The sequence below is a fragment of the Metamycoplasma gateae genome (assembly GCF_036352135.1).
Classification (GTDB): domain Bacteria; phylum Bacillota_I; class Bacilli_A; order Mycoplasmatales; family Metamycoplasmataceae; genus Metamycoplasma; species Metamycoplasma gateae.
In genome coordinates, this window is sequence record NZ_CP143578.1 from 91,215 (window position 1) to 107,157 (window position 15,943).

At 26.9% G+C, this 15,943-nt stretch carries 13 protein-coding genes and 8 tRNA genes; 20 read left to right on the forward strand and 1 reads right to left on the reverse strand.

Annotated elements, in window-relative coordinates; genetic code table 4:
- Positions 1-19: 19 nt before the first annotated feature.
- From V2E26_RS00370 to V2E26_RS00425, 12 genes are all read left to right on the forward strand, one after another.
- Positions 20-1,927: an MIP family Ig-specific serine endopeptidase gene (locus V2E26_RS00370; protein WP_330463490.1), complete on the forward strand. Its 1,908-nt coding sequence runs from the start codon at positions 20-22 to the stop codon at positions 1,925-1,927.
- Between the two features lie 149 nt (positions 1,928-2,076).
- Positions 2,077-3,348 (forward strand): GTPase ObgE, encoded by a 1,272-nt coding sequence (obgE, locus tag V2E26_RS00375; RefSeq protein ID WP_330463491.1) that lies wholly within the window; start codon positions 2,077-2,079, stop codon positions 3,346-3,348.
- A gap of 64 nt (positions 3,349-3,412) precedes the next feature.
- Positions 3,413-3,489: transfer RNA gene (locus V2E26_RS00380), tRNA-Pro, on the forward strand.
- A 5-nt stretch (positions 3,490-3,494) separates the two neighbouring features.
- Positions 3,495-3,571 (forward strand) — tRNA-Ala (locus V2E26_RS00385).
- Positions 3,572-3,574: 3 nt separating this feature from the next.
- Positions 3,575-3,651, forward strand: a tRNA-Met gene (locus tag V2E26_RS00390).
- A gap of 29 nt (positions 3,652-3,680) precedes the next feature.
- Positions 3,681-3,756 (forward strand) — tRNA-Ile (locus V2E26_RS00395).
- Positions 3,757-3,758: 2 nt separating this feature from the next.
- A tRNA-Ser gene (locus V2E26_RS00400) sits at positions 3,759-3,849 on the forward strand.
- Between the two features lie 6 nt (positions 3,850-3,855).
- A tRNA-Met gene (locus V2E26_RS00405) sits at positions 3,856-3,931 on the forward strand.
- A gap of 1 nt (position 3,932) precedes the next feature.
- Positions 3,933-4,009 (forward strand) — tRNA-Asp (locus tag V2E26_RS00410).
- Between the two features lies 1 nt (position 4,010).
- A tRNA-Phe gene (locus tag V2E26_RS00415) sits at positions 4,011-4,086 on the forward strand.
- A gap of 111 nt (positions 4,087-4,197) precedes the next feature.
- Positions 4,198-5,001, forward strand: coding sequence for a PQ-loop domain-containing transporter (locus tag V2E26_RS00420; protein ID WP_330463492.1), 804 nt, complete (start codon positions 4,198-4,200; stop codon positions 4,999-5,001).
- Positions 5,002-5,144: 143 nt separating this feature from the next.
- On the forward strand, positions 5,145-5,654 hold the full coding sequence (locus V2E26_RS00425; RefSeq protein WP_330463493.1) for a hypothetical protein: 510 nt from the start codon (positions 5,145-5,147) through the stop codon (positions 5,652-5,654).
- A gap of 60 nt (positions 5,655-5,714) precedes the next feature.
- Here the strand turns inward: V2E26_RS00425 and V2E26_RS00430 are convergent, their stop codons facing one another.
- Positions 5,715-6,065 carry a YigZ family protein gene (locus tag V2E26_RS00430; protein ID WP_330463494.1) on the reverse strand — a complete coding sequence of 117 codons (351 nt, stop codon included), beginning with the start codon at positions 6,063-6,065 and terminating at the stop codon, positions 5,715-5,717.
- 35 nt (positions 6,066-6,100) lie between these two features.
- On the opposite strand from V2E26_RS00430, the gene V2E26_RS00435 reads away from it, so the two are divergent.
- The 8 genes from V2E26_RS00435 (at position 6,101) to V2E26_RS00470 (ending at position 15,415) form a co-directional block, all read left to right on the forward strand.
- A complete protein-coding gene (locus V2E26_RS00435; RefSeq protein WP_330463495.1) occupies positions 6,101-6,997 on the forward strand; it encodes an RluA family pseudouridine synthase in 897 nt (298 codons plus the stop codon).
- A gap of 68 nt (positions 6,998-7,065) precedes the next feature.
- Positions 7,066-8,046, forward strand: a complete 981-nt coding sequence (locus V2E26_RS00440; RefSeq protein WP_330463496.1) for a hypothetical protein — start codon at positions 7,066-7,068, stop codon at positions 8,044-8,046.
- A 23-nt stretch (positions 8,047-8,069) separates the two neighbouring features.
- A complete protein-coding gene (locus V2E26_RS00445) occupies positions 8,070-9,176 on the forward strand; it encodes an ABC transporter permease (RefSeq protein WP_330463497.1) in 1,107 nt (368 codons plus the stop codon).
- 6 nt (positions 9,177-9,182) lie between these two features.
- The gene (locus V2E26_RS00450) at positions 9,183-9,761 is read left to right on the forward strand and encodes a hypothetical protein (protein WP_330463498.1); all 579 of its coding nucleotides are present in this window, start codon (positions 9,183-9,185) and stop codon (positions 9,759-9,761) included.
- Positions 9,762-9,905: 144 nt separating this feature from the next.
- Entirely contained in the window at positions 9,906-10,322 is a 417-nt protein-coding gene (gene rpsL, locus V2E26_RS00455) for a 30S ribosomal protein S12 (RefSeq protein WP_330463499.1), read from the forward strand.
- A 29-nt stretch (positions 10,323-10,351) separates the two neighbouring features.
- Positions 10,352-10,822, forward strand: a complete 471-nt coding sequence (rpsG, locus tag V2E26_RS00460) for a 30S ribosomal protein S7 (protein WP_330463500.1) — start codon at positions 10,352-10,354, stop codon at positions 10,820-10,822.
- Between the two features lie 48 nt (positions 10,823-10,870).
- Positions 10,871-12,964, forward strand: a complete 2,094-nt coding sequence (gene fusA / locus V2E26_RS00465; RefSeq protein ID WP_330463501.1) for an elongation factor G — start codon at positions 10,871-10,873, stop codon at positions 12,962-12,964.
- 708 nt (positions 12,965-13,672) lie between these two features.
- Complete coding sequence (locus tag V2E26_RS00470) at positions 13,673-15,415, forward strand: transglutaminase-like domain-containing protein (RefSeq protein ID WP_330463502.1); 1,743 nt, start codon at positions 13,673-13,675, stop codon at positions 15,413-15,415.
- The last annotated feature ends 528 nt before the right edge of the window (positions 15,416-15,943 follow it).

Sequence of the window (15,943 nt, forward strand, 5' to 3'; positions counted from 1 at the left end):
ATAATTTATAAAAGGATAAATGAAAAAAAATAAAAAAATAAGCTTTATGTTTCTTAGTCTCACTCCATTGCCTTTATTAAGCATTGGTTGTGTTGAAGAAACAAATACAACTGATACAAAAAAGAAAGAAATTATTTTAGTAATAAATCAAAAACTTGGTGATTTATCGAATTTTAAAAATTCTTTAGTTGATGAAAAATATAATGAATTAAAAGAAAAAATAGAATTATTTTTAGCTAATATAGATCAAGAAAACCTAAACAATTTAAATTTAATTGAATTAACACAAATTAAAAATTCAATAGAAAAAACAATAGAAGAATCCGACGTTAAAAAACAACAAATAGATAACAAACAAAAAAAAGATACTAATCCAAAAACACCAGAGGAAGAACCAACACCTCCTTCTCCTAATCCTCAGTTTCCTCCAAATTTTCCAAATTTTGAAAATACGGAAAATCATAAATACCCTGAGTATGTAAATAAATTTAAAAAAGTTGATTCTAATATCTTGTATAAAGAAATATACGATCGTACATTTTCAATAAAATTTGGCACCAAAATACCAAATAGCTCCTTTATATCAAATGATAGAGGAACTGGATGATTACTTGATTATCATAAATTTAGTAATAGCGTAAATAAATATAAGCTTTTTATTGCAACAAACCTTCATGTCTTAGCAAATTTTAGTAATTCGCTTGATGAAGGTTTAAATAAGAAATTAAATTACTATGATCCAGCTGATGAAAAAGTTGTTGCTATAGGACTAGGCAAAACAAAAAACAAGCCAAATAATTTTAATAATATTGATAATCTAAACGGACCAAATATTGCAAATCAAAACAATTGAATTGCCAAATATTTTACTAATTCAAAAGAGTTAGAAGGCTATGATCATAGCGAACAAATTTTAGATACTAAATTCAGTGAAGCTATATCCCAACCGAAAATAGTTTTTGCTGCTTTTGATTTTATGAAAGATGAAGCAAATGCAAATTATCAAGATAATTTAAAAGCTAAAGCATTAGAAAGATATGAATATTTGAAAAACAATGATTTATTAGATGAAGAATATTTCAAACCTGCATATGAAAATTATTTCAAAGAAAAAAAACTAATACCAATGATGGTTGATATGGCAATTTTTGAAATTGATATTGATTTAGAAAAAGCAGATTCTACTTTAAAAACTTGAGTTGAAGAAGCTATTAGTGCATTAGATTCTTATTTAGATAGAATAAAAAATACTGATATTCTTCCAAATCAAGATAAAAACATTTCTAAATATATGCTAACAACCGATTATGTGTCAGCATTAAAAAAAGCACAAAATGAAAACAACTTATTCAACTTAGAAAACATATTTATTGGTGGTTATCCATACGAAAATCCAACAACTTCATATTGAATAAAAAATAACCCAAGCGAAAGATGATCAAAAGATATCAAGTCGTACAATCGTAGCCCGGTTAATGAAAAAACGTTTGCATTACCAAAAAATAATTGAGAAAGCAAACTTGAATTTGGTAATAACTTATCAATTTTTGATAAGTCTTGAAGAAGAATAATGGCTTCATGATATGGATATCATTATAACATTAATTTTTCTTCATTATATTATGGCGCATCTGGATCATTAGCATATAATGAATTTGGCCAAATGATAGGAATATATGATGCAGTAACCTCATCAGTAAGTTCTGGTGATTTATTGCAATATGGTGGAGTAGCTCCTTTTATTCAATCTCACGATTTAGAAGCAATTGATGGTAGCAAATTATATGCTTATAACTTGATTGATGCAACTGATAAAGAAAAATATTCAAAACAAAAAAATTCGTTTAGAGAAAATTTGAAAATTTTATATCCAAATGGTTTTGAAGACGGAGAAAATACAACCAAATTATTTGATAATGGGTACTAATTTGTACCCATTTTTATTTGTTTTTATCAATTTATTGAAAAATAATCATATCTTTTATAAAAAACAAATAATCTTAATATTAATAATAAACAAACATTGGAACCTTCTATAAATTATAAATTTATAGATTTTTTGATACAATTAAGAACATGAAATTTATCGATGAAGTAAATATATTAGTAATAGCAGGAAAAGGTGGCGATGGAATTATAAGTTTTCGTCGTGAAGCAAACGTTGACAAAGGTGGTCCTGACGGTGGCGACGGAGGAAATGGAGGTTCAATTTATTTTCAAGGAGATCCTGGACAAAATACTCTATTACCTTTTTATTATCAAAATAAAATAGTTGCAGAACCAGGTGAAAATGGAAAACCAAAGAACGCCTTTGGAAGAGGTGGAACTGATTTAGTAGTAAAAGTACCGTTAGGGACTATGGTTTATAAAGAAGGACAATTAATTGCAGACATTATTACTGAAGAAAAATATTTAATTGCAAAAGGCGGAAAAGGCGGAAAAGGAAATCTTAGATTTAAATCATCAAGAAATACCGCTCCTAGAATATGTGAAAATGGTACGCCAGGACAAAAATTTGACCTCTATTTAACTTTAAAAGTTTTAGCCGATGTTGGTTTTGTAGGTAAGCCAAGTGCTGGTAAAAGTACTCTTCTTTCTCAAATTTCCAACGCCAAACCAAAAATAGCTGATTATGACTTTACTACTTTGGTTCCCCAATTAGGTCTTGTAAAATTTTATGAAAATAATTTTGTTGTTGCTGATTTACCAGGTCTTATAGAAAAAGCATCTGAAGGTCGTGGGTTAGGAATTCAATTCTTAAAACACATCGAAAGATGTAAAGTAATTTGCCATATCATAGATTTCGGTGATGAAAATAAAGATCCTATTTCAGATTTTGAAATCATTAATGATGAATTAAAATCATACAATCTAAAATTAGAAAAAATGCCTCAGGTTGTTGTTGCAAATAAATCAGATTTAGAAGCATATGAAAAAAATGTTGAAGCATTTTTACAAAAATATCCAAATATTCAATTAATCAAAAATTCAGCGATATCTGATTCAAATATCGAAGAAATTAAAAAGCAATTATGAAATACATTGCAATCAGCAAAAGAAAATTCAGTTGATGAATTAAAAGACGATGAAGAAGTTGTTGTTATTAAGTTGGATAAAAAACCTATAGAAATTATAAAATTATCTGAAGACACTTATGAAATAACTGGAGATGATATTTATAAAATATATGACAAAATACCTGTTATTTCATTGGATAATTTATGAAGATTTAATTCTAAATTAAAATCTCTTGGTGTTTTTGAAATGATTAAAAATTCAAAAATTAAAGATGGCGATACAATAAAAATAAAAGATTATGAATTTGTTTGAAACACCGAAGATTTTTAAAAAAAATTTTAAGTATTTTTAAAAATAATATATAATAATAAAGCATTTAGCAAAAATCGTGCGTGGAGAAGTAGCTCAGCTTGGTAGAGCACTTGACTTGGGCTCAAGCGGTCGCAGGTTCGAATCCTGTCTTCTTCACCATTTATGGGGGGGTAGCTCACCTGGCCAGAGCGCCTGCCTTGCACGCAGGAGGTAGAGGGTTCGAGTCCCTTCCTCTCCACCATATGGCACTGTAGCTCAGTTGGTTAGAGCGTCCGGTTCATACCCGGAAGGTCAAGAGTTCGACTCTCTTCGGTGCTACCAAATGAAAAACCCAATAGGGATAAAAAGATGGACCCATAGCTCAATGGTTAGAGCAACCGGCTCATAACCGGTCGGTTACAGGTTCGAGTCCTGTTGGGTCCACCAGTGGGCAATTACCCAAGAGGCTGAAGGGAGCAGTCTTGAAAACTGCCAGGGGCTTCACGGCCCGCGGGGGTTCAAATCCCTCATTGCCCGCCATTATATAGCGGAGTAGAGCAGGCGGCAGCTCGTTGGGCTCATAACCCAAAGGTCATTGGTTCGATTCCAATCTCCGCAACCACGGTCCAGTGGTAAAGTGGTTTAATACGCTTCCCTGTCACGGAAGAGATCGCGGGTTCAATTCCCGTCTGGACCGCCATGGCTCTGTAGCTCAGTTGGTAGAGCAACGGACTGAAGCTCCGTGTGTCGCTGGTTCGATTCCTGCCGGAGCCACCATTTCAGAAATGACTTAACACCGAAAGGTGTTTTTTTTATTATTATTTATAATTATTTATTTTATTAATATAATAGAAAACAAAAAATATCATTACTGTATAATTTTTAGTTATGAACACGTTAGAAATTTTTATTCAAATTTTTGGTGCACTTGGTTCAATTGTTACTATTATGCTAGGTGTACCTCAACTTATAAGATTGCTAAAGACAAAGAAAGCTGAAAATATTAATTATTATTCATTTTGAATTTTTCATGTAGGTATTATTGTTTGAATAATATATGGAGTATTTACACCAAATGAAAATGGTTGATATATATTCTTAGCGAACCTATTCTGCTCATTTATCTATGCTTTCACGATGTTTTATTTATATTATTATAATAAGAACATATCAAAAAAACAATTAGGATACGCAGTTTTAGCTATAGTATTATCAGAACTTTTGGTAATTTCTTTATTTGGTGTTTTCTTGGTATTAGTACATCAAAAAATTAATCTTCAAATGTTTTATCCTGTTGAACCTAAAACAAATGTTTATATAGGTAAAATTGCAGTGTTTGATAAGACAAAATCATTAATAATTGGACTAATAACCCCAGCATGTACAACATTAGCATTTACACCTCAATTAATTAAAGGATTTAAAACAAAAAACTTTAAAGGCTTAAGTCCGTGAATGCCATTTTTATTTATAATAAACAATACTTGATGAATTCTATTTTTCTCTTTAAGTATTGTAAGAGCAAAACAAATTGGAACTGAATCGGAATTAGCAACTCTTAATGCATTAATAGGTGCTTTAATATGACAAATTGTTTCAACAATCGTTTATACGGCACAATTTTCATTAATACTTTCATATGAAATAAAAACGAAAAAACAAAACATCCAAAATCAAGTAATTACATCATAATTAATAAAAAAAACAAGAAGAATCTTGTTTTTTTTATTAATTTGTTAAAAAAATTATTGAAAAACCCACTTTTTTTTGAATGTGATTAAATTAAGTTGGTTTATAAATTATTTAAACTAAATAAAAATTTTAATAGGAAAAAAATGAAATTTAAAGTTAGAAAGAAAGAAACCTTTATTAATGCAGCAATAATTTTAGTATTTGCTACGCCATTTCTTATTTGATTTGCAGTTTGATCTGCTTTTTCAGCTTCTTTTGCAAGTCTTGTAAGGTCTGGGGATGAAGCATTGTTTAATTTTATTAAAATATTTCAATCTGCCGAAGATGTACTATCATTCAAAGAAGCTAGAACAATAGTGCATGTATTTTGCATAATCTTAACTATTGTATTCTTAGCTGTAATAATTCTTGATGCTTTTGTAATATACAGACTATATACTTTAAAAGAATTAGTTATAACTGAAGAAAATTTGGAAATTGTATACGAAAATAAAACAAAGAAAATTGCATTTAAAGATATACAAGATGTAATAGTAAGAAAATCGCATTACATAAGAATTAAATTCAAAAACAAATGATTACAGTTTGCGACAATATTATTTAAAGGCGAAAAATTCAAACAAGAGTTAATGAAGAAAATGTCTCAAATTTAAGATGTTTATCAACAAAATATAGTCTCTTTTTAAGAGGCTATTTATTTTCTAAAATATAAATTATTCATTATCAAAAAGTAATTTTGCAGCTTGTAAGTATGCTCTTAATAAATTACTTTTCCCAAGTTCTATTCCGCCAAAATATCTTATAACTACCAATAATTTATTTTCCATTTTTTTACTATTTAAATAAGTATAAAGAGGTATTCCAGCTACTCCTTTTGGTTCGCGGTCATCAGTATATCCATTAATGATAATATCATTATCTTTTATAATATAAGCATAAACAATATGTCTTGCTTTTTTATGTTCTTTCCAAAGGTTCTCAATTATACTTTTTACTTCTTCTTTTGAATTTATTTCAAATAAAATAGATATAAACTTTGACTTTTTGATTTCTAGAATCTTCATTTTATTATTATAACATTTGTTATAATTTTAAAATTATGTTAAAGCTTATTGTTAATTATTCTGAAAGAATTGATAAATATATCACAAATAATTCTGAAATTACAAGAAATGATATTCAGCAACTTATTAAAGAAGGAGCAGTATTTGTAAATAAGGTAAAAATTAATAAAAATAAATTTGTAGTCAAAGAAAATGATGAAATTGAAGTAATTAAGATAATTGAAAAACAGTTGAATGTTGAAGAACAAAATATTGAATTAGATATTGTATATGAAAATGATGATTATTTAGTTATTAATAAACCTTCTGGCTTAGTGGTACATCCAGCTCCTGGTCACAGAGACAATACATTAGTAAATGGTTTGATGTATCATTTCAAAAATAATTTAAGTAATGTTAATGGTTTATTAAGATTAGGTGTTGTTCATCGTATAGACAAAGATACAAGCGGGCTTTTAATTATTGCAAAAAACAATACAACTCATAATTATTTTGCTTCGCTGTTAAAAGAACATAAAATTAACAGAACATATTTAGCAATAGTCGATGGAAAAATTCCTAACAAAAAAATGCATATTGATTTACCGATTGGCCGTGATTTAAAAAATAGACAAAAATTTGCAGTAACTGAACAAAATTCAAAACATGCATATACAATGATAGAAGTTTTAAGATATTTAAAAATAGACAATAAGGACAAAACTCTTGTTAAATGTAATCTAAAAACTGGAAGAACCCATCAAATAAGAGTTCATTTAAATTATATAAAACACCCAGTTTATGGAGACCCTATATACAATAAAAAAATCGATGAATTTAATCAAAGGTTGCATGCGGTTGAGCTTGAATTTATTGATAACAATGGAAATAAAATGCATTTTGAAGCTCCGCTACCTAAAAAAATGCTTGATGAAATTGAACTTGCTAAATAAAATTAGGTTATAGTTTATAATTTATTTAATATTTATTATTTATAATAAATAAAGTTAAAAGGAGAATAATGAGAAGAATAGATTTAGCAGCCTATAAATCGACAACAGAGCTGTATGAAAAAAATAAAAAAAATATTAAATTAAGATGAATTCTATTTTCAGTTTTTTTGATTGCAATAGTAATCTTATTAACAGCAGCATTAATCGAATATTCTGCAAATAAACAAAATTACATCGCTAATTATTTTATTATTTTTTCTAAAAACAAGGCACCTTCTGAAGCGGAAGAGATATCAAAACAATTATATAATCAAAAATTTGCAATTTCTTTGGTTATGTCATTATTATCAGCAGCATTTTTCATCTGACATATATTTTCATTAAATTCCGCATTTAAGGCAAAAGATTTTACAAAATACTCTAGATGGCTTTCAATGCTTTATAGTACTATATTAATATTTACAATTTTAAATTTATTTTTATCAGGTTTTTCTATTTTTAGAATTCAAAGTTGAAATATAAACCAAATTTTGAGTCTTATTTTTACAATAATATTAATAGTTGGATACTTTACATTATATTGACCATGTTCTTCAATAATTAGAGCATTTAGAAACTTCAAAGTGCAACAACAATTTAAGGAATTACAAAATAATCCTATGATTATGTTTAATCAAATGTTTGGAAACCAATTTAATCAACCAAATAATATGGATAATGATATAAAACATTCTGAAAATAATGATTTAGATTTAAATAAATCAGAAGATAATGACAATCAAAAAATAAATAATGATGATATTGATTACCGTTCTCAATTAGAAACATTGGATAATGAAAAATTAATCTTGATGGCTGAAAAATTAAATATTTTTGATGCAAAAAGTCTTGAAAGAAATAAACTAATTGAAAAAATTATTATAATTTTCCAAAATTTAGATAAAAGCAAACAATCTAAACAAGCTCAAACTAATAAAACTAATGAAGCAAAAAATGAAGAAGAAAATAGAAATTCTTCGAACGATCAACAAGATGATCAAATAAATTAAAATGTTAAGAATAAAGGTTATTTATGAATGAAATATTACTTAGCCAAAATAATTCTGCCGAAGCTAGCAAAAGCTCTGGCCATTTTTTAATTTATTCTTTAGTTTTAACTGTTTTATTTATTGTTAATATTTATTTATTGATTAAGTTTTTTGTTAATTTCAAAAGAAGCATCGATAAAACAAAAACCATTTTAAAAGAATATTTAATAAAAAGGTATGTTCAGGGATTTAAAGTTAATAGCACTGCATTTTTTAATATTATTATGATTTCCTTGCTAACTTTAGTCCAGATAATTTTTTCAAGTGTTTCATTATCTAAAATATATTCGACAAATAATCAAAATAATAATACTTATGTTTCGTTTTTTGTTGCATCAATTGTGGCCGGGGCAATTTTGGCACTATCATTTGGGTTATCACTTTTGATAATATTTATCATTAAATTTAATTATCCACAGTACAAAAAGCACTTGGAAGAGATAAAACTTGAAACAATTTCTCTAAAGGAATCAAAATTAAATGAATTAGATAATAATTATCCAAAAAATATTAATATAGATTTTGACAAATTGAAATCATCAAATATATTATTATTTAATCTATTTAAACAATGAATCAAAAATTACAACACCCTAAATGAAATTGATTTCAAAAAACAATACAATATTTTCTTAGATCAACTTTTTAAAATAAATTATTTTGAAGAATTCATGATTAATGAACAAAAACAAAATGATTTAAATGAACAAAAAAATAATGAAAACAATCTAGAAAAAAATAATTATTTAAGTGTTGCTGAAAAAGAAATTGCTTGGATGCAAAAAGTTGATCAAAAAGCAAAAATAATGAACGATGAAAAAAATCTTTCAAAAATTTCAAAAGAAGAATTTAATAAAAAATATGAAGAATATGTTTATTCAGTAAGATCTCTTGATCCTTTGTATCAAAATACTTCTAAGAATTCTTGATTATTTTATCGTGATTCTCAAACCGAAGATCTTTTTTACAATACAAATACTGTTATATCATTTTCATTCAATGATGATTTGCAATTTGAAGAATATGAACTATTAGATTTTTTAAAAGTGTATAGAAATTGCTTAATTTCAAAATTCTTATTAACAAAATAAAATAATATGAACAAAAAAATACTCTTTACATCGCTTTTGATTTCTTCATCTTTTATACCACTAACTGTTGTATCTTGCAAAGAAATTAAAGATTTTAAATACTTAATTTTTAATAGTTTAAAAAATGAAATTTTAAGTTCTATAAATGACATAGATGATTTTTTTCCTTACACAAATGATGAAGAAGTAAATGATTTAAAAACTAATATAAATAATTTACTTTTATCAATGAAGAAAGAAAGATTAAGTGAAAATAATAATTTGCAAAACTTTTTAGATTCTACAAAACAAAAATTCAAAAATATTGTTAATGATTTTGTTGAATTAAAAACTAGAAAAATCAATTTAGTAAAAAAATATTTTGAAGAATTTTCGGATTTTACAAATTGGGTTTTCAATAATATTTTAGGCGAGGTAAAATATAAAGAATTAATAATTAAAATTAAAAATTATTATAATGACAATAATTTTAATCCAGAATGATCTATTAAACAAATTGAAATAGAAACAGAGAAACTTAAAAAATTCATTAATGATATAAAAAAACAAAAAGAAGAAATTGATGATAATCAAAGTAGCAATTAGCTACTTTTTTTAATTAAATAAAAAAATAAAAAAAATGTTGTACACCGGTTTAGTTGTTGTATAATTTATAAGTATTTTTAAATCATTTTTTAAAAATATTGAATATAAATAAAATTACAAACAAAATTAAATGAAAGGAAAAATATGCCTACAGTTGCTCAACTAGTTAAGCAAGGCCGTAAAGATAAAACAACTAAATCTAAAGCTCCTGCTTTATTAAAGATGTATAACTCTTTACAAAAAAAAGAAAAAGCTATTCCTGCACCATTTAAACGTGGAGTATGTACTCGGGTAGCTACAATGACACCTAAAAAACCTAACTCAGCTATTCGTAAATATGCCCGTGTTAGATTATCAAACGGACAAGAGGTTACAGCCTACATCCCAGGAGAAGGACACAACTTACAAGAACACTCAGTTGTTTTAATTCGTGGTGGGAAAGTTAAAGATTTACCAGGGGTTAGATACACAATAGTTCGTGGTACTCAAGATGCTGCTGGAGTAAATAATAGAAAACAAGCTCGTTCAGTATATGGAACAAAAAGACCAAAAAGTAATTAATTAGAAAGTTAAATAGAAAGGAAAAAAATATGTCAAGAAAACATAAAGCACCTGTAAGAGATGTTTTAGCAGATCCAGTTTTTAACTCAAAAATTATTACCAAATTAATTAACGCAATTATGTTAGATGGTAAAAAATCTGTAGCTGAAAGCATCCTATACAACGCATTTGAAATTATCAAATCAAAAACCGGAAAAGAACCATTAGAAGTATTTAACGCTGCATTAGAAAATGTAAGTCCTCAATTAGAAGTTCGTTCAAGAAGAGTTGGTGGTTCAAACTATCAAGTACCTTGTGAAGTTAGTGCAAAAAGAAAACAAACATTAGCTTTAAGATGAATTATTCAATATGCAAGATTAAGAAACGATAAAACAATGGAAGAAAAGTTAGCACATGAAATTATTGATGCCTCAAATAAAATGGGTGGAGCTATCAAGAAACGTGAAGATACCCACAAGATGGCTGAATCAAACAAAGCATTTGCTCACTTTAGATGATAATTATAAATTTATTTAAATTATTTTAAAGATTAGGATAAAAATAAATATATGTCAAGAGAATATAAATTAGAAAATTATCGTAATATCGGAATCATGGCTCATATTGATGCTGGTAAAACCACAACAACAGAAAGAGTTCTTTTTCACACAGGTAAAATTCATAAAATTGGTGAAACACACGAAGGTGCTTCACAAATGGACTGAATGATTCAAGAACAAGAACGTGGTATTACCATTACTTCAGCTGCTACAACAGCTTATTGAAAAAATAAAAGATTAAACATTATCGATACACCAGGACACGTTGATTTTACAATAGAAGTAGAACGTTCATTACGTGTTTTAGATGGTGCTGTTGCTGTTTTGGATGCTCAATCTGGTGTTGAACCTCAAACTGAAACGGTTTGAAGACAAGCAACAAACTATAAAGTTCCTAGAATCGTGTATGTTAACAAAATGGATAAGATGGGTGCAAACTTTAAAGCATCAGTTGAATCATTAAGAAAATTATTAGGTGCAAATGCACACGCAATTCAATTAAACATTGGTGAAGAAGCACAATTTAGTGGAATTATTGACCTAGTAACTTTAAAAGCTTATGAATTTGATGGTGGTGTTGACGAAAATATGAAGGAAATCGAAATTCCTGCACACCTAAAAGACGAAGCTCAATTAATGCGTTCATCATTAGCTGAATCACTAGCTGATTTTGATGAAGAAATTATGGAATTATTATTAACTGAACAAGAAGTTTCAGCTGATTTAATGAAAAAGGCAATCAGAAAAGCAACTTTAACCTCAGAATATTTCCCAGTTGTTTGTGGTACATCATTCAAAAACAAAGGTGTTAAATTAATGCTTGATGCTGTTGTTGAATACTTACCTTCTCCATTAGATATTCCAGCCATGAAAGCTTACAAAGGCGAAGAAGAAATTTCTATCCCAGCTTCAGATGATGAATTCTTCTCATCTCTAGCGTTCAAGGTTATGAACGACCCATTTGTTGGGAACTTAACATTCTTTAGAGTATATAGTGGTGTTATTTCAAAAGGTTCATACGTTGCTAACTCAACAAAAGGTGAAAAAGAAAGATTTAGCCGTATTTTATTAATGCACGCTAACTCAAGAACAGATATCGATGAAGTTAGAACAGGTGATATTGCTGCTGCTGTTGGTTTAAAATACACAACAACAGGTGATACATTAATCGATGAGAAACATAAAGATATTGTTTTAGAAAACATGAATTTCCCAGAACCTGTTATTTCGCAAGCCATTGAGCCTAAAACAAAAGATGCATCTGAAAAATTATCACTTGCATTACAACGTTTAGGAGCAGAAGACCCTACATTTAAATACTACACCGACGAGGAAACTGGACAAACAATTATTGCTGGTATGGGTGAATTACACCTAGACATTATTGTTGATAGATTGAAACGTGAATTCAAAGTTGAAGTTAGTGTTGGAGCGCCTCAAGTTTCGTATCGTGAAACAATTACAAAAGCTGCTGAGGTTGAAGGTATTCATAAGAAACAATCTGGCGGTAAAGGTCAATATGGTCACGTATGAATTAAATATGAACCAAATCCAGACGGTGGTTTTGAATTCATCGACAAGATTGTTGGTGGTAAAATTCCAAAAGAATACATCAAATCAATCGAAAAAGGTCTTAAAGAAAAAATGGAAATTGGTATTCTTGCTGGATATCCAATGATCGATATTAAAGCAACATTATTTGATGGTTCATACCATGAAGTCGATTCATCAGAATTAGCATATAAAATTGCTGCTTCTAAATCACTTACAAAGGGACGCGAACAACTTGGAACAGTTTTATTAGAACCAATTATGGACGTTGCTGTTGTTGTTCCTGAAGATTTCTTTGGTGATGTTATGGGTGATATTTCTCGTAGAAGAGGACAAGTTCGTGACAATGAAACAAGAAACGACGGAGCTCACGTTATTAAAGCATACATTCCTCTAAGCGAAATGTTTGGATATGCAACACAATTAAGATCTATGACTACTGGTCGTGGTACATATCAAATGTGATTTGATCACTATGAAAAATTACCACGTAATTTAGCTGATGAAATCATCAAAAAACGTGGTGGAAAAGTTTCTTCTGAAGAAGACTAATCTAGATAAAATTTATGATAATAATTTTAAGGTTTAAGGTGATTTAAATCTTAAACTCACAATAAAAAAGTTCAAGCGCAACATAAAGGCTTGAGCTTTTTTATTATATATTTTATTTTTTAAATTAATAATTCAAAAATCATAAATATTAAATAGTCATTTTTGCAAATGAAAATAAACAAACTTTATTATGTTAATCCGTGTTAAAAATAACTATTTAATATATTAAAAATACGTTTGTGGTGCTGTTTTCTAATTTAATATTTATAGCGTCATATTTATTATTTAATTAAAAACTATATCAATCCTCTTGTGTTATAGTATTAAAATTAAAGGAGTTATTGAATTATCTTATCAAAATTCTATTTCAACGTTCATTTGATGCTCTTCGAAAAGAGGCATAAGCTTTATCTATATAAATTTTATATTTAATCATCTGACTAAAATACATATTTTTCAAATTTAATTCCATTTTCATTTGTTATTAACTTTTATATTTTTTTAGCTCTGAATTAATTATATTTTGCGATTTACCTTGTGCTAGTCTTTATAAAATTATATGCTGACTTTATGTCAAAAAAACTTTTGCCATATTTTTGTTAAAAAACGTTTCAAAAATTTTGATTTTTTGTTATTTACAAATTTAAAATAATACTTATGCCTTAATCTTTTTTTGTAAAAAGTTTAATTATTATTATAATTATTACTATGAAAAAAATATTATTATCAACATTATTATTGCCAACTTCGCTTTATCCTTTAATTGTTGTTTCTGCAAGTAACGAAGATAAGAAATACCAAAAAAATTTATTCGAGAATAAACTGGGAATTGAATTCATTAAACAAGTTTCATTGGAAAATATCAAGAATTGAGATGACTCTTTGGGAAAGTATACTAATGAGGATAAAGGAGTAATAAAACAATTTGTTAAAAAGTTGATTAAAAACACAACAGATAAAAAATCTATAGCTAAAATTATACACAACTGAATTTGTGAAAATGTTAAGTATGCAACCGCTAATGGTCCTGCTCCAGAAATTGAACCAATTAAAGTATTAGAAAGAAAGGTAGCAGTTTGTGGAGGGTTTTCTAATTTATACAAAGTTATGTTGGATGAAGCTGATATTGCTAATGTTATATTAACTGGCAACTCTATTTATGGAGCTCATCAATGAAATTTGATTATTTTGGATGATAATGATATTTTTTATTCAGATGCAACATGAGGAAAAGCATATTTTGAAAAAACTATTGAAGATTTTTCAATAGATCATGAACCCCAAAAAATGTATGGTGTTTCTTTACAAACAAAAGAATTCGAGTATGAATTTTTTCACGGAATTTCTGTTAAAAAAATAAACAATATCGACAAACAAATTGTAAACATTCCTGATCAGGTTAACGGGTTAGAAATAACTTCAATATCTAATTATGCATTAAATAATGAAGAACAAAGAGATACTTTGTCTAATAAAAAACTAATAATAAACGTAGGTTCTAATATTTCAAAAATCGACTTCGAATCAGGAACATCATTGATTGAATCTTTTAAAATTAACAATAAAAATAAAACGTATAGTGATTACAATGGAATATTATATTCTAAAAATTACGGTACGCTTTTAAGTGTTCCGGCAAATTATAAAGAAGTTGTGACTATTCATCAAAATACAACTAATTTTGATGAAAAACAATCCTTCCGTGCGAATCATATTAAAAAAATAAATGTGGATAAAAAAAATCAAAACTATGCTTCTGTACCTTCCGAAAATCATATATACCCTCTTTATGACAAACAATTACAAAATGTAATTTCTATTCCTGGAGGAGCTAATGAAATTAGACTAGCAAAAGGTTCGATTTTAACTGATTTTATATTAAGTCAATATGATAATTTGAAAAAAGTAATATTAGATTTAGGAATTAATCAATTAAATGTTTTAGCATTTAATAATAGTAGTGTTTCTGTTATTGAACTACCTTATGATTTTCCAATAGAATTAGTAAGTGAAATAAAAAAAATTAATCCAAAAATTCAAATAAATGTAATTGAAACATCTAAAATCGCTCAAGCTTTAATAAAAGAAAAAGTTAATAACATAAAAATTATTTCTACAAAAGAAGCTTTAAAATTAAATGAGGATTGAGAATGGGTTACTAACAAATATGATATTAACTTTCTTGAAGTTGAATACAAGGAATTAATTGATGAACTTAAAAAATATAGTGAAAACATTTATACTACAAATATTGATGAATACAACCAAATTAAGAACAAAACACAACCTATTTTAAAACAAATTAATGAAAAAATTAAAGTAAAACAGAAGGAAACACCAAAGAAATATTTAAAATCTATTTTAATTTATACTTCAGTAATTGTTTTGGTGTTTATTGCTGTAATTTTATTAGTAATATTCTTAAAAAAAAGAAAAAATAAACGAAAATAATATGTTCTTTTGAACACAGCTAAATTTTTAAAAAATATAAATTAAAATATGGCGTTCAAACATTAGCAAGTAAAATGCGCCATATTTTTTTATCTTTTGTATGTTATATATAAACTAAAAAATCTATTATAGAAGTAACAAGTAAATAAACTATAATCTGTATAGTAAAATAATTAATAATTGTAATTTTTTGTTAAATAAATAAAAATCAATATGAAATAAGGTTAAAGTAATTTATGCAAATCTTATTTTTAAAGCAATCAAATTTATAAATAAATTAAATATAAATAATGAAATTAATAAGATAAGAAAAAGTGCTATTAAGGAGCTTAAATTTAAATCTTTAATTTATAACTGAAATTTTTAAAACTTACAGTTCTTTAAAAAATGTTTCTAAAAACAATCGCAATATTGAATAATAAAAAAAGATTTTAACAGTATGAATTATTATTGAAAAAAGATCGATAGAAATACTAAAGTTGCAATATAAAAAAATATAAAAAACGAAACATACCCGCTATTTACTTG